This window comes from Nibrella viscosa, from assembly GCF_039541875.1.
Classification (GTDB): Bacteria; Bacteroidota; Bacteroidia; order Cytophagales; family Spirosomataceae; genus Nibrella; species Nibrella viscosa.
The window spans coordinates 357689-377606 of record NZ_BAABHB010000003.1 but is presented as its reverse complement, the minus strand read 5'-3'; the positions used below and the strand labels follow the sequence as shown (position 1 = coordinate 377606).

The following is a 19918-nucleotide window of genomic DNA, read 5'->3' as shown; positions in this document are numbered from 1 at the left end:
CGCGTATTAATTAATAAACCCTATAGACTTTAAAGACTAACTTATTAAAAAACAGAGCCAGGCGCATTGCCTGGCTTTGTGGCCACAAATTCTTTGATAAAAATTATTTCTCCAAACGAAAGACCCAAAAAAATCAGCGTGCGATTTGGTAGCCAATGTATAACAGAACGCCCGGGCAGGAAGCATCCAGCGGCTAATCCAGACCGTTGGATAATTATATAGGCCGACTACCTGCCAAACGATAAATCTGCAAATCAGGGAATATCTGAAATAGTAGATTGTGCCCTCATATAAACTTTCACATCACCCTTTACAACAATGTTCATGTGTACATTTTACCCATGTAAAACCTTGTGGTTTTTTGCCTTCCTGTCGCTGCTTACTTTAAGCGGGGTGAGGGGGCAGACCGGTACCCAGCCTTCATCCGTGACCATCACCGGCATTACCGTTAATCAGACATCGCTGTGTGCCGGTAGTTCTCTCACCGGTAGTTTTACCGTAGCCTCAGGAACCCGAATCGATAATCTCGGCTTTACCCTGCGGTACAAACGGGAAGACGGCACCTGTACCATTGCGGCAGGAGCCGGCTCTCCGCAGACTACGACCAGCCCGGCTTCTGTATCGCTCAATCCGGGCACCAGCCCAACAGCCTCCGCCACGGTTTCGTTTACCTATGCGTTTCCGACCGTAGACCAGGGAGGCTGGCATCAGCTTCAGGTATCGGCTCAGGGTACCCAGGGCACCGAAACCATTGCGGCTTCGCAATGCAGCAGCTCGTTTCTGGTCTTTACCCGGCCATCAATCAGCCTGCCGGCAACGGTGGCCCTGAACTGCACCAATCAGACCATTACCGTAAACACAACCACGCCGGCTGTCCGGTATCTGTGGAGTACCGGGGCCACCACCCAAACCTTACCGCTCAGCAGCACCACCACCTCTGGAACCTACTCGGTAACAGCTACCTCCAGCGAGGGGGGGTGTACCGCTACGGCATCGACCTCGGTTATCACCGACTTTACCGCTCCGCAAAACCTGAGCCTGACAGTCAACAGCCCGCTGAACTGCACCGCCACAACGGTTACGCTAACGGCTGCCAGCTCGACAACGGGTGTTACCTATACATTCTCCGGACCGGGGGTCGTCAGCCAGAGCGGCAATACGGCTACCGTTAATCAGGCCGGCACCTATACCGTCACCGCCCGGGGAGCCAACGGCTGCCAGAGCACAGCTACAGTGACCGTACAGCGTGCATTAAGTCTAACGGCCAGTAACGCGCTGAACTGCCGGTCGCAAACGGCTATTCTGACGGCCACCAGTTCCACCAGTGGCACTACCTATTCCTTCAGCGGACCGGGCATCGCTACGCAGGGAGGAAACATCGCCACGGTGAATCAACCCGGCATATATAATGTCATCGTTACAGAACCTGGTGGCTGTACGGCCGTTCTGTCAATCAATGTCGAACGCGATACGTTGGCTCCTCAGAACCTGAATCTTCAGGTAAACAACCCAATTACCTGTACTACGCCGACGGCCATCATCACCGCCAGCAGTTCTGCCACGGGGGTTACCTATGCCTTTAGCGGTAGCGGTATTACCGGGCAGACCGGCCCCACCGCTACCGTTAATCAGGGCGGAACCTATACCGTCACGGCTACCGGGTTAAACGGCTGTGCCACTACCCGCACCATCAGCGTTCAGCAGAACAACACCGCTCCGCAGAATGTAAGCCTGCTTTCCGCCAACATACTTACCTGTGCCAATCCAACAAGTACGCTGACCGCCACCAGCACGACCGAGGGCCTGACGTATAGTTTCCGGAGTCCGGCAAGCACTACCGCTACAGTTGGCGGACCGAATACCGCCGTGGCGAATGCGCCCGGTGCCTATACGGTAGTGGCTACGGCTCCCAACGGCTGTACCGCCATCGCTTCAGTCAATGTACAGCAGAATATTGCCGCACCGGCCGCCCTGAGCCTCACCGCCAGCGGTCCGCTGAACTGCACCGCGCTGACGGTTAACCTCACCGCCAGCAGCACCACCACCGGCGTGAGCTATGCCTTCGGCGGCACGGGTATTACCGGACAGAACAACAATGTGGCTACCGTTAATGCGAGTGGTTCTTTCTCGGTAGTGGCCACCGCGCCCAACGGTTGTACCGCCACCGCCACTACCAACGTGCAGCAAAATACAACTGCTCCGGCGGCTTTATCGGTGAATGTAAGCAATCAGTTGACCTGTACCAACCAAACAGCAACGATTACGGCGGCCAGTTCAACCACCGGACTGAACTACGGGTTCAACGGGCCGGGCATTACCGGCCAGAATCAGGGCGTAATTACCGTCAACCAGGCCGGCAATTATGTCATTGTCGCTACCGCGCCGAACGGGTGTACGACCACCGCTACGGCAACTATTGTGCAGAACACCACTACGCCGGAAGCGGTGCAGCTTACCACCAGCAATGTCTTAAGCTGTACAGCACCGGTAGCTATCCTGACCGCCACCAGCTCGACCACGGGGGTTAGCTACCGCTTCAGCGGACCGGGCATTACAGGTCAAAGCAGCACTACGGCCACGGTCAACCAGCCGGGCACCTATACCGTCACGACCACCAGCCCGAACGGCTGTGTCGCTACCGCCACCGTTACCGTAGCCCAGGATATTGCCGCCCCCGCCGATCTGGCAGTAACCGCCGGCAATCCCATTACCTGTAATAACCGCATCACTACGCTCACGGCTACGAGCTCAACGCCGAATGTATTGTATGCATTCAGAGGACCGGATACCACCCGCTCGACCGGCCCCAATACGGTTCAGGTTAGCAGCGGGGGCCTGTACACCGTCACGGCCACGGCTCCCAACGGCTGCCGGTCTACCGCTACGGTCAACGTTCAGCAGAATACCACCGCCCCGCAGGGCCTGAATATGGTAGTTGGCTCGGTGCTGACCTGCTCAGCCCAAACAGCTACGCTGACGGCCAGCAGCACCACCGCCGGCCTGACCTATGCGTTCGGCGGACCGGGTGTAACCGCGCAGGGTAGTGTCACAGCCACGGTCAACCAGCCGGGCACCTATACCGTCACGGCTACGGCACCAAGCGGCTGTACTGCCACCACAACGGCGGTGGTCCAGCAGAACACCACTATTCCGCAGAGCCTGAGCCTGACCGCGAGCAATGTGCTGACCTGTTCGGCGACCACCGCTACCTTAACCGGCAGCAGCTCAACACCGGGAGTTACGTATGCCTTCAGTGGAGGCAGCATTACCGGGCAGGGCAGCACCACGGCCACAGTGAATCAACCGGGGCTTTACACCGTCGCAGCCACGGCCCCCAACGGCTGCGTAACCACCGCAACGGTCACTGTTCTTCAGGATATTACAACGCCGGCAGCGCTGAGTATCGCCGTCAGTAACCCGCTCAACTGTACCACCCTGGTGTCTACCCTGCGGGCCGGCAGCACCACGCCCGGCGTGAGCTATGTTTTCAGCGGTACGGGTATCACCGGCCAGGGTAGCGGGATCGCTACGGTCAATGCGGGTGGCTCCTATACCGTGGTCGCTACCGGGCAAAACGGCTGTACGTCGACCACCTCGGTTAGTGTGCCGCAGGATACGCAGGTACCCCAAAGTCTGAGTTTAACCACCAGCAATCCGATCACCTGTAACACGCCCATGGCCACGCTCACCGCCAGCAGTTCAACCCCGAATGTTACCTATGCCATTAGCGGCACGGGTATCAGCGGCCGGACGGCCACCACGGCGAACATTAATGCCGGCGGGTCGTATACCGTAGTGGCCACCGGGCAGAACGGCTGTACCGCTACCTCTTCGGTAACGGTAGCGCAGAATACAACGGCACCGGCCGCCCTGAGCCTGACGGCCGGCAACGTGCTGACCTGTTCGGCAACCACCGCTACGCTGCGGGCCGGCAGCACCACACCGGGTGTACGGTATGTGTTCAGCGGGCCGGGGATTACTGGTCAGGATACCACGGCGGCTACCGTAAACCAGCCGGGACTGTACCGGGTAACGGCCACAGGACCCAATGGCTGCACGGCAACGACAACCGTTACCGTGCAGCAGAACCTTACCGTGCCGCAGGCGCTGAGCGTAACCATCAGCAATCCGCTCACCTGCTCGGTGACGACGGCTACGCTGACAGCCGCCAGTTCGACGTCCGGAGTTACGTATGCGTTTAGTGGGCCGGGAATTACCGGGCAGGGCAGCACCACGGCCGTTGTAAACCAGCCCGGCACCTATACGATTATCGCTACCGCACCAACCGGCTGTACCACAACAACAACGGCTAGTGTTATTCAGAACATAACGACGCCCCAGAACCTGAGTTTAACGGCCAGCAACCTAATCACCTGCAACACCCCAACGGTTACGCTGACGGCCGGCAGTTCAACGCCGGGGGTCACGTATGCGTTTAGTGTCACCGGCGTTTCCGGACCAGGCGCAACAACGGCCACCGTTTCGCAGGCAGGCACCTATACGCTGACGGCTACGGCTCCAAACGGTTGTACCGCGACGACAACAGCCACAGTCCTGCAAAATACCGCCACGCCGGATACCCTCCGGCTGACCGCCGGCAACGCCCTCAACTGTACACTGCCGACTACTACCCTGACCGCTACCAGCCCAACCCCCGGCCTGAGCTATGTATTCAGCGGTACGGGTATTACGGGCCGGAGCGGTAACACGGCAACCGTAAATGCCGGCGGCTCGTATACCGTAGTGGCCACCGGGCAGAACGGCTGTACGGCCAGTGCATCAGTAACGGTGTCGCAGGATATTGCAACGCCCCAGGCGCTGAGTCTGACCGCGGGCAGCCCGCTGAGTTGTACAGCCCCAACGGCCACGCTGACAGCCGCCAGTTCGACCACGGGTGTTACGTACGCCTTTACTGGTCCGGGTGTCATCAGCCAGACAGGTGCCACGGCTACCGTGAATGCCGGCGGCTCGTATACCGTAGTGGCCACCGGGCAGAACGGCTGTACCGCTACCACCAGCACCACGGTAAATGCCAACCAGAGCCTGACGGCTCCGCAGGCGCTAAGCCTGACGGCCAGTGGTCCACTCACCTGCTCGGCAACAACGGTTACGCTCACGGGGGCCAGTTCGACCTCCGGTGTGAGCTACGCCTTCAGCGGACCGGGCATTACGGGTCAGGGTAGCACCACGGCCACGGTCAATCGGCCCGGCACCTATATTGTCACGGCCACCGCGCCCAACGGCTGCCAGGCTGTAGCATTTGTGAATGTGCAGCAAAACCTGACGGTTCCGCAGGCGCTGAGTATTGCGGTGAGCAACCCGCTGACCTGTTCGGCCACTACGGCCCAACTCACGCCCGGCAGCTCAACCACCGGTGTTTCCTATGTGTTCAGCGGACCGGGCATCAGCGGTCCCGGCAGCGCCACTGCTTCTATAAACCAGCCCGGCACGTATACGCTGACGGCCACCGGCACCAACGGCTGCGTGGCCACTACCACGGTGACCGTGCCGCAGAACACGGCCGCTCCGCAGGGCGTACAGGTGGTTGCCAGCAACCCGATCAATTGTACCGACCGCAGCGCTACACTCACGGCGAGCAGCATAACGCCCAATGTCACCTATGCCTTCAGCGGTACGGGTGTCAGCAGCCCTAATGCCGGCACCGCCACGGTAAGCGCCGGTGGTACGTACACGGTAGTCGCTACCGCGCCGAATGGCTGTACCACCGCCACTACCGTTACCGTGCAGCAGAACACCACCGTTCCGCAGGCGCTCAGCCTGACGGTCAGCAATCCGCTGACCTGTAACGCGCCCACGGCGAACCTGGTAGCCGGCAGTTCAACACCGGATGTCACCTACGCCTTTAGCGGTACCGGCATCACCGGCCGCACTGCCAGCGTAGCCACCATCAACGCCGGTGGTTCTTATACGGTGATAGCCACGGCTCCCAATACCTGTACGGCCGCAGCAACCATTACGGTGCAGCAGAACACGGCCGCTCCGCAGGCGCTCAGCCTCACCGTGAGCGGGCCGCTCACCTGTACGGGCCTGACCGCTACCCTAACGGCCGGCAGTTCAACTACCGGCTTAACCTACGCCTTCAGCGGACCGGGCATCAACAGTCAGACGGGTGCTACTGCTACGGTAAACGCGCCCGGCACCTATACCGTTGTGGCCAGAGATGCCAACGGTTGTACGGCCACGGCCACAGCTACCGTTCAGCAGAATCTGGCTAGCCCGCAGGCGCTGAGCCTGACGGTCAGCAACATTCTTGGCTGTGCAGCGCAGACTGCTACCTTAACGGCAACCAGCTCAACCACCGGGGTGACGTATGCGTTCGGCGGCCCGGGCATCACGGCACCGGGCAGCAATACGGCCACGGTCAATGCCGCCGGCACGTATACCGTTACGGCCACCGGCCTGAATGGCTGCGTAGCAACTACAACCGCTACCGTTACGCAGGATCGCTCAGCTCCGGCCAATGTGGTCTTTACCAACAATGGGCCGGTCACCTGCAGCCAGCCTACGGTTGTGCTGACGGCCGGCAGTACCACCCCGAACGTGACGTACAGCTTTGCCGGGCCGGCAGGACCTCTTTCCGGTACGGCTAATACAGCTAACATCACGGCAGCCGGGACGTATACTGTAACAGTGACAGGTGCCAACGGCTGTACGGCCACTGCTACCACAACCGTGACGCAGGCGTCGGTGGGTGGCGCTACGGTGCAGAATTCTGTCACCTGTATCCCAACTACGCAAACCGTTACCGGCGGCACATACACGCTGACGTCGACGGTTACCTCGCCGGTTGCCGCTACAACCACCTATAGCTTCCGCACATCGGCAACATCCAGCCTGACCGCCATTACCACCAATACGGTAATCCGGCAGGGGGCCAACGCCGGCGAAACCATTACGGCCTCGGCAAGCGGCAATTCCCTAACCCTGACCATCGGTAACCAGACCAGCTTCAGTGCGCTCGCAGGCTATCAGTTTGTGACGACGGTGACCACAGCCTGTGGTACATCCACGGCGGTGACAACGGTGGGTAACTGTACGGGTGGTCGCGAGGCAACCGCTAGCCGGATCAGTGCCGAACCTGCCGTTCACCTGGATGTGCAGGCGTATCCGAACCCAACCAGCGATGTGCTGACCGTCACCATCTCCGGAGCGGGTGAGCAGAAAGCCATGATGCTGCGGCTCTACGACCTCACCCAGCGGCAAAGTGGCGAGTGGCCGGTATCGATCTCGGATGGAAAAGGCCAGATAACCATTGACATTCGTGAGAAGACCGATGGTGTCTATATTCTCTCTGCCGAAGGCCGGGACGGTCGCGCTACCCGGAAGATTGTGAAGCAAAACTAATCCGGTTAAGACCAAAACAAAAAGGGAACCCGCGCATGGGTTCCCTTTTTGCTTAGCAGCATTCTGGCGCTACAGGCAGAGCATGGCCGCACCAAATACCCCGGCGCTGTCGCCCAGTTTTGGCTTCAGCAGCGGAGTGTCGAGCCGGCCCCAGTTAAACGCGTATTGTTTGACCCGTTCGACGCCTTCCGTATACAGCAGATCGATGTTACCGACTCCCCCGCCGATCACAATAGCGTCGGGATCCAGAATATCGACCAGGATCGATACTGCCCGCCCGAAGTAGTCCAGCAGGCGCTCCACGGTCTGTGTAGCGTAGGGATCTATACCGGCTGTATGGCGGTCTACAATATCTTTCAGTTTGCGTTTCTCCCCGCTGATATCTTCGTAATATTTCTGCAGCGCCGGCCCTGACAGTACCTGTTCGTTACAGCCCCGTTTGCCGCAGTAGCAGGGGTAGCCGTTTTCTTCCAGAATAAAATGGCCCCACTCACCGGCAATACCCTGTAGCCCGCCAAGCACAAACGGCTGGCCGTCGCGCCCCCGGATTACCACGCCCCCCCCAACGCCGGTACCCATGATAATACCGAACACCACCTGGAAGTGAGGAGCAACAGCCGGCACACTACCCATGGTGGCCTCGGCCAGAGCAAAGCAGTTGGCATCGTTCATAATCTCGACGGGCACGCCCAGCGTTTGCTCCAGATCCCGCTGCAGGGGCATACCGTTCAGGCAGGTCGTATTGCAGCCCTTCATGGTCTGCGTAGCCGGGTCCAGGGTACCTGGCGTCCCAAAACCAATCTTTGCCGGCTGGTAGCCCGTTTCGGCTTTCAGCAGGTCTATTAACCGGGCAATCTGGCTGACGATATGCGGGTAGCCTTTGTCAGCCTCTGTGTCGATGCGTTTGCGGATAATAACGGAATCAGGCGATGACGAAGACAGGATCACGCCTTCAATTTTGGTGCCGCCCAGATCAATACCCCAGTAGGTTTGCATGAACAAATTAGGACAGGTTAGGTTATTTGAGCGGGAAAATATCTAAATCCCGCCAAAGTCCGGATATTTGAACCGCATTTTGTCGTGGTCACCCCGAAAAACTACCAAACCTGTCTGCTTATGCCACTGCAACCCGGTCAGAAAGCGCCTGCTTTCACCCTGCTGAATTCCGAAGAAGAAGAGATTTCACTGGAAAACTTCAAAAACAAAAATGTGGTGCTGCTCTTCTTTCCGGCAGCCTACACCCGTGTCTGTACCGCCGAACTCTGCCAGATACGTGACGAAATTAATGTGTATGCCGGCCTCAACGCCGACATCATCGGCATTTCCGTTGATCCGCCGGCTACGCTGGCCGACTACAAAAAAGAACAGCAACTTCCGTTTATGTTGCTGTCGGATGCCGACAAGACCGTATCTCAGGCTTACGAAAGTCTGTATGACACAACCGGCCGGAGTAAACGATCGGCCTTTGTGATCGACCGCAACGGCATTATCCAACATGCCGAAGTACTCGAAAATGCCGGCGAAATGCCCGACTTTGACGCCGTTAAAGAGACGCTGGAAAAGATAAAATAGGCAATGGGCAGTTTGCAATAGGCAGACGGAACGAACCCCTTCCGGTTCTTTTTTCTGCCTCCTGCAAACTGCCCATTGAAAAACTGTCCCCTCAAAATGCCCTGGTATCATCACTTCTTCCACGGCTTGCCGCAGGAAGCCTGGAAAACCGCCCAGACCCATGAGCAAACGCAGCAGGAACTGGAACTGCTGGTCGAGTCACTGGAACTTGGGCCGGGCGATCACCTGCTGGATGTCTTCTGCGGCTATGGCCGGCACGCCCTGCCCCTGGCCCGGCTGGGTTGCCAGGTAACCGGGGTAGATATTTCAGGCGAGTACATCCGGGAATTGCAGGCGGCCGTCCGCGCCGAAGCGCTGGCAATTAATGCCATTCAAGGCGATTTTCTGCAAACGACCCTGAACGGACCGTTTGATGCCGCCTACTGCATGGGCAACAGTTTCAGCTTTTTTCCGTATACGACCATGCTTCGGTTTTTGAAACAGATGGCCGCCCAACTCCGGCCGGGCGGCCGGTTTCTGGCTCATTCAGGCATGGTTGCCGAAACGGTGCTGCCCGACTATCAGGAGCGTAACTGGATGCCGGTCGGTGATGATATATACTACCTGGCCGAACACAACTACCACCCGGAACGAAGCCGAATCGATTCGCGGCTAACCTACATCCGTAACGGCCAGACCGAGACCCGCTCGGCCCGGCACTACATCTACACCATTGCCGAACTCCGGCGCCTGTTTCGCCGGGCCGGACTGACCCTTCTGGAGTTGTACGGCACCCCTGCCGGTGAGCCCTTTACGCTGGGCGACGAGAGCGTCTGGATACTGGCAAAAGTGAGTAATTAACCCTATAGTTAGCCATTTAGACTAGTAATTACATAGGTTATATGAATTAGTATGCCTATTTTCATAACTAGCTGCTAGTCAAGTATCTTATGCACATTTTACCATACTCATTGAACAATTTCAAGAAAAATTGCACAGAATTTGGGGGTGATTAGGATAAATGATTATCTTTCACCCACTTTAACACCGTTAACTAATTAACCTAATCTATGCAGGCTATCGAACGCAAACCGCGTACCCGTGAGCAGACCCGCATGGGAATCGTTCATACCGCGAAAGACATTGCCCGCCGTGAGGGCTGGCAGGCCGTATCGATACGTAAAATTGCCGATGCCATTGACTACAGCGCGCCAATCGTTTACGAATATTTTGATAGTAAGGATGTGTTGCTGGATGAAATTCGTACAGAAGGCTTTCGGTATTTACGGCAGGAATACGAACGCATCATGAAGTTATTCCGTGACCCGGAAAAACGGCTCTTCGAAATCTCTCTTATTCAATGGGACTTTGCCATGAAGCAGCCGGAGATGTATCAGGTGATGTACAATCTGAATGGTGCGTTCTGTACCCTGCCGGTTCATCAATCGCAGGAGATGCAGGCGGTCAGTTCTATTGTCTGTGATATTATCTTCTCCTTCATCCCGAAATCCAAAGAAAGTATTCAGAAACTCTACTTCGAGTGGTGGTCGCTCTCGCACGGCATGATTGTGCTGGCGACTATGCTAAAAGATCAGCAGCCCATCGACAAATCTGAGCAGGTATACCGCGAATCGATGCGCCGGTTCGTCCGTAGCCTTCGCTGACTTTGTTGGACGAGGTTGGATCGTTTGATAAGTTTGGGAGGTAGCCTTAATCCCCAAACTTATCAACTAATAAATCATGTCTTCTATTCGCACCGTTGCCGTTATCGGGGCTACGGGTATGCTGGGCCGCCCGGTTACAAATGCCCTGACCAATGCCGGTTTTGCCGTTCGTGTGATTGCCCGTGACCCAGCCAGCGCCCGGCGCTTGTTTCCTCAGGCCGATGTTGTTCCCGGCGATTTGACCGATGTAAGCAGTCTGATTCCGGCATTGCAGGAGCAGGACGCCGTGTACCTTAACTTATCTGTCGGGCAGACCGAGCGACCGGCGGATTTTCATACCGAAACCGACGGCATCCGAAATCTGCTGCAAGCTGCCCGACAAACCAGCCTGAAGCGCATTGGCTACCTCTCGTCGCTCGTGATGAACTACCAGGGCATGAACGGCTTCTACTGGTGGGTCTTTGGCGTGAAACAGGAGGCCGTCCGGCTGTTGACAGCATCTGGTATTCCACACAGTATCTTTTATTCCTCCACCTTTATGGAAAGCCTGCTGTATACCCAGCGGCAGCGCAACTGGATCATGCTGGCAGGCACCTCGCCGGTTCAATTGCACTATATTGCCGGTCAGGATTACGGCCGGCAGGTGGCGCGGGCGTTTCAAATAGCTGTCGATGGCCAGAATCAGGCGTATGTTATTCAGGGACCGGAGCCTCTCACCCAGACTGAAGCCGCCCGGCAGCTTGCCAGGCACTACACAAAAGCAAAACTCAGCGTAATTACCACCCCACACTGGATCCTGAAAATGGCCGGGCAATTGGCGCCTTTAATTAACTACGGTGCTCACATCACCGAAGCCCTTAACATGTATCCGGAAACCTTCGGGGCCGAACAGACCTGGCAGGATCTGGGCAAACCGAGCCTGACGATCAAAGCGTTTGCCGAACAGGCCTGACACCCCATGCGCAGCAACCGGTTTCCGGCATGCCCCGTCACCGGGACAGCTCAAACAAGCCGTCTACCGACAGGTAGCGCTCACCCGTATCATAGCAGAATGTCAGGATGCGGGCCTTTGCGGAGAACTCGGGTAGTTTCCGGGCTACAGCCGCCAGCGAGGCCCCCGACGATATACCCCCAAAAATCCCTTCTTCACGGGCTACCCGCTGCGCCATGCGAAAAGCCTCTTCCCGACTGACGAGGATGGTGCCGTTCAGCACCCTGGTGTCCAGGTTATCGGGTATGAAGCCGGCCCCGATTCCCTGAATCGGATGCGGCCCCGGCTCTCCGCCACTAATTACGGGCGACAGTTCCGGCTCCACGGCAAACACCCTCAGGGCCGGAAATTTCTCTTTCAGGATGTCGGCTACCCCGGTAATATGGCCGCCGGTTCCCACACCGGTAATGAGCGCATCGAAGCCTTCCGGAAAATCGGCCAGTATCTCCTGCGCGGTGGTGCGCCGGTGAACCGCCACGTTGGCCGGATTGTCAAACTGCTGCGGCATCCAGGCATCTGGCAGCTCTACCAGCAGCTCGTGCGCCCGTTCAATGGCCCCCTTCATACCCCGTTCCCGTGGTGTCAGTTCAAATTCGGCACCGTAGGCTGCCATAACCCGCCGGCGTTCTACAGACATCGACTCCGGCATCACCAGCACAAGCCGGTACTTTTTTACAGCCGCCACCATAGCCAGCCCAATACCGGTATTACCGGAGGTAGGCTCCACAATGACCCCTCCCGGCTTCAGCAGACCCCGCTGTTCAGCGTCTTCAATCATCGCCAGCGCAATGCGGTCTTTGATACTCCCACCCGGATTGGCCCGCTCCAGTTTCATCCACACCTCATGATCGGGGAACAAATGGGTAAGCCGAACATGCGGAGTACCGCCAATCGTATCTAAAATCGAATTGACTTTCATAGGAGGAAAGAAAGGGGATAGAGTGGATAGTCGTTAGTCGTTAGTCGTAAACCGGCGAAGCTCACTATCGACTAATGACTATTGACTATCGACTAACAACAATTATCCACTAAATCACAAAATTGATCGGTTCGGAGGTTTCGGTCGGCTTCTGGCGAACGTCGATGTCGCTTTGGTGGTAAACAAGGGAAAATGGATCTACACTCTGGGTAAGCCACACATTACCGCCGATGACGGAATCGTGCCCTACCACCGTCTTACCGCCCAGAATGGTCGCATTAGCGTAGATTACCACATTATCTTCAATGGTTGGATGGCGCTTTTTCGAGGCCAGCGATTTAGCCACATGCGTAGCTCCCAGGGTCACCCCCTGGTAGAGCTTCACATTATTGCCGATAATGGTGGTTTCGCCGATGACCACCCCCGTACCGTGGTCGATAAAGAACGACTGACCAATTTGGGCACCGGGGTGAATATCGATACCGGTATGGCTATGGGCGTACTCGGTCAGCATCCGGGGCAACAGGGGTACATCCAGCAAAAGCAACACATGGGCAATGCGGTACACGGCAATGGCGTAAAAACCCGGATAGACGGCAATAACCTCCTCAATGCCTACGGCTGCCGGATCATTGTCGGTAATCGCCTGCGCATCGAAAACCAGGTGGTCGAAGATGGCCGGCAATTCCGCAAAAAACAGGTCGGCAACCTCCTCCGGCGAGCGCAACTTGTCGGCCTGCTCCAGATTGGTCTGCAACGGTTTCAGCAAACACACCAGTTGATTGTGCAGCCGCTGGTAGGACTGCTCCGGATCGAACGCCAGGGAATGACAATCCTGCGTAACCGGAAACAGAAACCGCATAAGATGATCGATAAAGCGCCCGGCCTCGGGTTTGGAAGGCAGGCGGTGACGAAACTGGCGTTGCTGAGCCAGCAGGCGTTCTAGAAAAGCAGACTCGGTGGCAGTCATAATGTACTTGAAATGAACGAACCGGCGTTACACCAAAAAGCCCTCACCGCATGGGGAGGGCACTGCGTAATTATACGTTGAAACAGTTGCCGACCCTCCCCGATTTGAGGAATTCACACAACAGCGCTGCTCTGTGTTGATCCGGCTACCCACGTTTTATCCCTTGATTTTCTGTATCTGAGAACAAAAAGATACGTAAAAAGTTCGTTTACCCACATTGGCCCCAATATTGCCTTACGATCCATGAAAAAGGTTAAATCAGCAGTAATCATGTTAGGCAAAGCAATATCCACATTATGTTTCTCAATGGCTGCCACCGCCGGGTTCTCGTTCCTGGTATCTATGGCTTGTCAGCCCGCCGAGAAAGAAGCAACTGTTGTGGTAACAAATACACCGGCCGGCGTTCAGGTGGTAAACGCCTACCCAAATCTGAGTTTTTCGCAGCCAGTTGAATACACGTACGCCAATGACGGTACAAACCGGGTATTTGTTGTAGAGCAGGCCGGCCGCATTCGGGTATTCGACAATACAGAATCGGCCCAAACAGCCGGCACCTACCTCGACATCCGAAGCAAGGTTTCCTCAGGTGGTGAAATGGGGCTTCTGGGCCTGGCGTTTCATCCCGATTTTAAACAGAACGGCTACTTCTACGTCAATTATACCAAAAGTAATCCCCGCGAAACGGTAATCAGCCGCTTTAAAGCGTCCCCGGCAACTGCTGGTCAGGTCGACCCCGGTTCAGAAGTGGTGCTGCTCACATTTAATCAACCCTACGCTAATCATAACGGGGGCAAATTGCTGTTCGGACCCGATGGGTACCTGTATATCTCTACCGGCGATGGCGGCAGTGGTGGTGATCCGCAAAACAACGGGCAAACCAAAAATACCCTGCTGGGAAAGATTCTCCGGATCGATGTAAACAGTACCGAAAAAGGCAATTATGGAATTCCGGCTGATAATCCGTTTAAAGGCAACCAGGACGGTGTTCGCGAAGAAATTTATGCCTACGGGCTGCGTAACCCCTGGCGTATGAGTTTCGATAGCCAGAACCGGCTGTGGGCAGGTGATGTTGGGCAAAACGAAATTGAAGAAATTGACATCATCCGGAAAGGCGGCAATTACGGCTGGCGGCTGAAAGAAGGGCGCGACTGCTACAACCCCAAAAACAACTGCGATGACGGGAATCTGGTTGGGCCGGTCTGGCAATATCCGCACGAAAACGGTAATATCTCCGTTACGGGTGGCGTTGTTTACCGGGGTAAAGCCTATCCGGACCTGCAAAACAAGTACATCTATGCCGATTATGCCAGCGGCCGGGTGTGGGCGCTTACCTATAACGGCACCAAAGCCACCGATAATCAGATTCTGGTGAACCGCGCCGGTACTATTTCAGCGTTTGGCGAAGATGCCAACGGCGAGATGTATCTCCTCGACTATAGCGGAGGCCGGGTGTTGAAACTCGCATCAGCCAGATAAGTCCAGCGGAGTGTTGCCAAGCGGTAACGTATGAAGCATGAATGGCTTACTAAAAAGTTTCCGGCTCTGTAGCCAGGGGTTGAATTAGTAAGAAATTTTAGTAATTTGCACTGTTTTCTTAACCTAATACTTTTTATTCTGATCAGGTTGTGCTTATCAGGCCAACCTTTGGTTCAACAAACTATGTACCTATTTGCCAACAGGAATGGCCGGTCTATGAGACTGGCCATTCCTGTTTTTAAGCCTTTATTAATGATAACTTTACCCCAATAATTGGTGGTTTCCTGTACCTTTACTCTCCTTGGAAAAGCGTATTGGGCAAATACGTACCCTTACCCGTATACTTGAAGTTTGTAAAAAATCATGGAGCAGGTTTTTGATTTTTTCCGGCGGCTGGGTGATACCAGTGACTGGCCTCCCCGCTGGTACTGCGGCACCTGGAGCGATTTTCACGGTTGGCTGTATATCGTCTCCGATCTGACTATCTGGCTGGCGTATATGGCAATTCCTCTTATTCTGCTCCGCTTCCTGTTTGTCAAGAAAGGCGTACCCCTCCACCGGGTTTTCTGGTTGTTCGGGTCGTTTATTCTGCTGTGCGGTCTGACGCACCTGATAGACGCGGCCATGTTTTACATTCCAGCCTACCGCATTAATGCGGTTATCCGTTTTCTGACGGGCATGGTGTCCATCGGCACGGTGGTGGCCCTTATCTGGCACTTCAAGGAAGCGGTTGGCCTCCGGACCTCGCAGGAGTTTGAACACGAACTGATGTTCCGTCAGCAGGCCATGCAGGAGCTGAGCCGGTCGAACCGCGAACTGCAACAGTTTGCGTACGTTGCCTCGCATGACCTGCAGTCTCCGCTGAAAACCATCGAAAATTACCTCAGCCTCATTGATGTAAAGTACGGTACCGATATGGATGAAAACGCCCGGAAACTGATCGGCGTATCGACGGCTGCCGCCGGTCGGATGCGGGTATTGATTAACGATTTGCTGAATTTCTCCCGCGTGGGCAGCACCGTCGAATTTGTTCCGGTCGATCTGAACACATTGATTCAGGAAATCCAGGCAGATATGTACGACGACATCCAATCGTCCGGTGCCCGGATTCAGGCCGACTATTTGCCAACCCTCAACGGGCACCCCACCGACCTGAAGCAACTGTTTCAGAATCTGATTTCAAACGGGATTAAATATCGACGCAAAAACATACCCCCTATCCTGTCGCTGCAGGTAAAAGAACAGACCGATTATTACCTCTTTTCGGTAAGCGACAACGGCATTGGTATTGAAAAGCAATATTATGACCGTATTTTTGAGATATTCCAGCGTCTGCACAATCGGAGTGAGTACTACGGAACGGGAATTGGCCTGGCCACCTGCAAAAAGATAATTGACATTTATGGCGGTAAAATCTGGCTGGAGAGTACCGTAGGTGAGGGGACAACTTTCTATTTCATCATGCCAAAAGTCATTAAAACCGTACATCACTATGCCCAAACCTATTCGCTGCATTCTGTTAATTGATGATGATCCGGACGACAATTTTCTGCATCGAATGGTTATTGAAGAGTCAGGTCTGTGCGAAGAGGTTCGGGTAGCCGAAAACGGCCCGGAAGCGATTGCCTATCTGACCCATGTCGAAAGTCCGTACTACCTGCGACCGGACCTGATTTTTCTCGACATCAATATGCCGGGGATGAACGGTTTTGAATTTCTGGAAGAATACGAAACCCTCCCACCCGAACAGAAAAATGGCCGCGTTTTGCTGATGTTGACCACCTCGCTGAATCCGGCAGATAAAAACAAAGCTTCGCAGTTTTCTACGGTGGGGGGGTATCATGCCAAACCACTCACGCAGGCCATGCTGACCCAAATCATTCATCAGTATTTTCAGTAAACCAGCCATCAGCCACTCCAACTGTGTGAAACACCTTCCATTTCTGTTTTTACTCCTGCTGACGCTAGCGCTGACGGGCTGTTTTCGCCGGTGGCGTATGACCGAAAATGACATTCGGGAACACTACGCCAACCGGCCGGTAAAACCGGTCTACCACACCCTTGAGAATGACACCATGAAGCTGTTCTGCGCGTCGATCGGCCCCGACACGCTGCCCCCGCTGCTGCTGATTCATGGGGCTCCCGGTGCCTGGTACGGATACCTGCGGCTGCTCGACGATAGCCTGCTCCAGCAGCGTTTTCACCTAATCTCGGTAGACCGGCCGGGTTACGGCTACTCCCGAAAAGGCCGAAAACCGCTTACGGGTATCGACCAGCAGGCGCACCAGATTGCCCACGCGCTAAGCCTGAACAAATCGGGCCGGACGGCGGTGGTCCTGGGTCGTTCCTACGGGGCTCCTATTGCCGCCCGGCTGGCTATGCTGTATCCCGACAAAGTAAAGCACCTGCTGATGGTAGCTCCACCGATTGATCCTGACCGGGAAAAATTCTTCTGGTTCTCCAAATGGGGTAAGTTGCCGGTTGTTCAGCTATTTCTGCCCGGGCGGCTCAATACGGCTACAGCCGAGAAGTACGCTCACCCTGCCGAACTCCAGCAACTCCAATCCTGTTGGTCGGGTCTCTGCCTGCCGGTTACGGTCATGCAGGGCGGCAACGACTGGCTGGTTGATCCGGCTAATCTGGATTTTGCCAAACAAGTGCTGGCCGACACCCAAACCAATTTTATTTTTCTGCCTGAGGCCGGCCACCTCATCACCAACTCCCATCCCGACCTGGTTCGGGAACTGATTCTCGAAGCCGCAGTCCATACCGACGAGCGTTAGCCTGTATACGCACCCTGGCTGCCAGTTGAGTTACTATAGCCAATCACCTGTTGGTGGAGACAAAGCCGGGCCAAAGCCAGTGAGTACAGACTATTTCCGTACCTTTGCCCCAACTTTCAATAGTGTAGATTCCGGCATGGATATTCTTAAAAGCGAACGGCTGAATAACCTTAAATACGACATACGCGGACCGGTGTACGAAAAGGCTCTCGAACTGGAGAGCCAGGGGTACAAAATCATCAATCTCAACATTGGTAATCCGGCACCCTTCGGTTTTGATGCGCCCGATGAAATCGTCCACGACATTATCCTGAACATCCGCAACGCCCAGGGGTATTCCGACTCCCGGGGCCTGTTTGCCGCCCGCAAAGCCGTGATGCACCACACCCAGAATCTGGGCATTCCGGGGGTAACCATCAACGATATTTACATCGGCAATGGCGTCAGTGAACTGATTCTGCTGGCCATGCAGGCCCTGCTCAACGAAGGCGACGAGGTGCTGATTCCCTCCCCCGATTACCCGCTCTGGACTGCGTCGGTAGCCCTCTCGGGCGGCAAGCCGGTTCATTACATCTGCGACGAAGCCGCCGACTGGAACCCTGATCTGGCGGATCTGGAAAGTAAAATTACCAGCCGCACCCGCGCCATTGTAGTCATCAACCCCAATAACCCCACCGGGGCGGTTTACGACCGGTCGGTGCTGCAGGGTCTTGCCCGGATTGCCGAGCGGCACCAGCTGATTATCTTCTCCGACGAGATCTACGACAAAATTCTGTACGACGACGCGGTGCATTATCCGATTGCCACCCTGGTACACGACACCTTGTGTATCACAATGGGCGGTTTATCGAAAAACTACCGGGCCGCCGGCTTCCGGGGGGGCTGGCTGATTATGAGCGGGGCCAAGCACAAAGCCAAATCATACATTGAGGGGCTTACCCTGCTGGCCAGTATGCGGCTTTGCGCCAACGTACCTACGCAGTTTGCCATCCAGACCGCCCTGGGCGGCTATCAGAGCATCAATGACCTGATTGCCCCATCGGGACGACTCTACAAGCAGATTCACCTGACCTACGAGCGCATCACGGCGATTTCGGGTATTACCTGCGCAAAGCCCAAAGGAGCACTGTATGTGTTTCCTAAAATAGACCTCCATCAGTTTACCTTTGCGGATGATAATGCGTTTGTGTACGAGCTGCTGGCTGAACAAAAAGTTCTGGTGGTAGCCGGAAGTGGATTTAACTACATCGACAACGATCATTTCCGCATTGTCTGTCTGCCAACCGTCGATGAACTGAACGTAGCCCTGGATCGGATCAGCGCTTTTCTGGAGAGTAAACGAAAATAAGCTAACTAGTTTAACGTCGAACCTTAAACTTCAAACGAACTAAATGGCGGCTATTTATTCATTTACCAACAAACGCACCAATCTCTACATCTTCCTGAGCGCCATTTTCCTCACCAATGCGCTGGTGGCCGAGATAATTGGCGTCAAGATTTTCTCGGGCGAATCGCTGCTGGGCGTACGACCGGCTCAGATCCGGCTCTTCGGCGATTTCGTACTCGATTTTAACCTGACAGCCGGGGCTGTAATCTGGCCGTTTGTCTTTGTTACGTCCGACATTATCAATGAGTACTTCGGCAAGGCGGGTGTCCGGCGTATTTCGTTCCTGACCGCCGGGTTTATTGCCTACAGTTTTTTTGTTATTTACGCGGTCACGGTGCTTCCGCCGGCTCAGTTCTGGCTGGAGGTCAATGCCACCGACACCGCCGGCCGGCCCATTAATATCAACAACGCCTTCGGCATGATTTTCCGGCAGGGGCTGGGCATTATTCTGGGCTCACTGACAGCCTTTCTGATCGGGCAATTGCTCGACGCTTCGATTTTCCAGGCCTTACGGAAGATTACCGGCAGCCGCAAAATCTGGCTGAGGGCCACTGGGTCGACCCTTGTATCGCAGCTTGTCGACAGCTTTGTGGTGCTTTACATCGCCTTTTTTGTGTTTGGCAACTGGTCGGTACAGCAGGTGCTGGCGGTGGGTATCATCAATTATATCTATAAGTTTACAACGGCCATCCTGCTCACGCCCCTGCTGTACGTAGCCCATTATTTCATCGATAAGTACCTGGGCAAAGAACATGCCGAGGAGCTGGCCAACGAAGCGGCTATGAGTAGCTTTATGTAAGGCAGTTTACCCC

14 protein-coding genes are annotated in these 19918 nt (G+C 55.4%); 11 read left to right on the top strand and 3 right to left on the bottom strand.

The window, feature by feature from the left end:
- Positions 1-324 precede the first annotated feature (324 nt).
- Positions 325-7365 carry a T9SS type A sorting domain-containing protein gene (locus ABD931_RS10125; protein WP_345266597.1) on the top strand — a complete coding sequence of 2347 codons (7041 nt, stop codon included), beginning with the start codon at positions 325-327 and terminating at the stop codon, positions 7363-7365.
- A 69-nt stretch (positions 7366-7434) separates the two neighbouring features.
- Here ABD931_RS10125 and ABD931_RS10120 read toward each other — a convergent pair whose 3' ends face one another.
- Complete coding sequence (locus tag ABD931_RS10120) at positions 7435-8361, bottom strand: ROK family protein (RefSeq protein ID WP_345266595.1); 927 nt, start codon at positions 8359-8361, stop codon at positions 7435-7437.
- A gap of 120 nt (positions 8362-8481) precedes the next feature.
- Here ABD931_RS10120 and ABD931_RS10115 point away from each other — a divergent pair, with 120 nt between their 5' ends.
- The 4 genes from ABD931_RS10115 to ABD931_RS10100 all read left to right on the top strand — a co-directional run bounded on the left by ABD931_RS10115 (position 8482) and on the right by ABD931_RS10100 (position 11532).
- Positions 8482-8937, top strand: coding sequence for a redoxin domain-containing protein (locus ABD931_RS10115; RefSeq protein WP_345266593.1), 456 nt, complete (start codon positions 8482-8484; stop codon positions 8935-8937).
- 96 nt (positions 8938-9033) lie between these two features.
- Complete coding sequence (locus ABD931_RS10110; RefSeq protein ID WP_345266591.1) at positions 9034-9777, top strand: class I SAM-dependent methyltransferase; 744 nt, start codon at positions 9034-9036, stop codon at positions 9775-9777.
- Positions 9778-9986: 209 nt separating this feature from the next.
- Positions 9987-10580 carry a TetR/AcrR family transcriptional regulator gene (locus tag ABD931_RS10105; RefSeq protein WP_345266589.1) on the top strand — a complete coding sequence of 198 codons (594 nt, stop codon included), beginning with the start codon at positions 9987-9989 and terminating at the stop codon, positions 10578-10580.
- A 76-nt stretch (positions 10581-10656) separates the two neighbouring features.
- The gene (locus tag ABD931_RS10100) at positions 10657-11532 is read left to right on the top strand and encodes an SDR family oxidoreductase (protein WP_345266587.1); all 876 of its coding nucleotides are present in this window, start codon (positions 10657-10659) and stop codon (positions 11530-11532) included.
- Positions 11533-11569: 37 nt separating this feature from the next.
- On the opposite strand, the gene cysK is transcribed toward ABD931_RS10100, so the two are convergent.
- Positions 11570-12490, bottom strand: a complete 921-nt coding sequence (gene cysK / locus ABD931_RS10095) for a cysteine synthase A (RefSeq protein WP_345266585.1) — start codon at positions 12488-12490, stop codon at positions 11570-11572.
- 109 nt (positions 12491-12599) lie between these two features.
- A complete protein-coding gene (epsC, locus tag ABD931_RS10090; RefSeq protein ID WP_345266583.1) occupies positions 12600-13460 on the bottom strand; it encodes a serine O-acetyltransferase EpsC in 861 nt (286 codons plus the stop codon).
- A gap of 306 nt (positions 13461-13766) precedes the next feature.
- Between epsC and ABD931_RS10085 the strand changes: the two genes are divergently transcribed.
- The 6 genes from ABD931_RS10085 to ABD931_RS10060 all read left to right on the top strand — a co-directional run bounded on the left by ABD931_RS10085 (position 13767) and on the right by ABD931_RS10060 (position 19905).
- Complete coding sequence (locus ABD931_RS10085) at positions 13767-14936, top strand: PQQ-dependent sugar dehydrogenase (protein ID WP_345266581.1); 1170 nt, start codon at positions 13767-13769, stop codon at positions 14934-14936.
- Positions 14937-15299: 363 nt separating this feature from the next.
- Entirely contained in the window at positions 15300-16463 is a 1164-nt protein-coding gene (locus ABD931_RS10080) for a sensor histidine kinase (protein ID WP_345266579.1), read from the top strand.
- Positions 16429-16836 carry a response regulator gene (locus ABD931_RS10075; RefSeq protein WP_345266577.1) on the top strand — a complete coding sequence of 136 codons (408 nt, stop codon included), beginning with the start codon at positions 16429-16431 and terminating at the stop codon, positions 16834-16836. The genes ABD931_RS10080 and ABD931_RS10075 overlap by 35 nt, the downstream gene beginning before the upstream one ends.
- Positions 16837-16861: 25 nt before the next feature.
- Positions 16862-17719 (top strand): alpha/beta fold hydrolase, encoded by an 858-nt coding sequence (locus ABD931_RS10070; protein ID WP_345266575.1) that lies wholly within the window; start codon positions 16862-16864, stop codon positions 17717-17719.
- A 136-nt stretch (positions 17720-17855) separates the two neighbouring features.
- Complete coding sequence (locus tag ABD931_RS10065; RefSeq protein WP_345266573.1) at positions 17856-19067, top strand: pyridoxal phosphate-dependent aminotransferase; 1212 nt, start codon at positions 17856-17858, stop codon at positions 19065-19067.
- Positions 19068-19110: 43 nt separating this feature from the next.
- A complete protein-coding gene (locus tag ABD931_RS10060) occupies positions 19111-19905 on the top strand; it encodes a queuosine precursor transporter (protein WP_345266571.1) in 795 nt (264 codons plus the stop codon).
- The last annotated feature ends 13 nt before the right edge of the window (positions 19906-19918 follow it).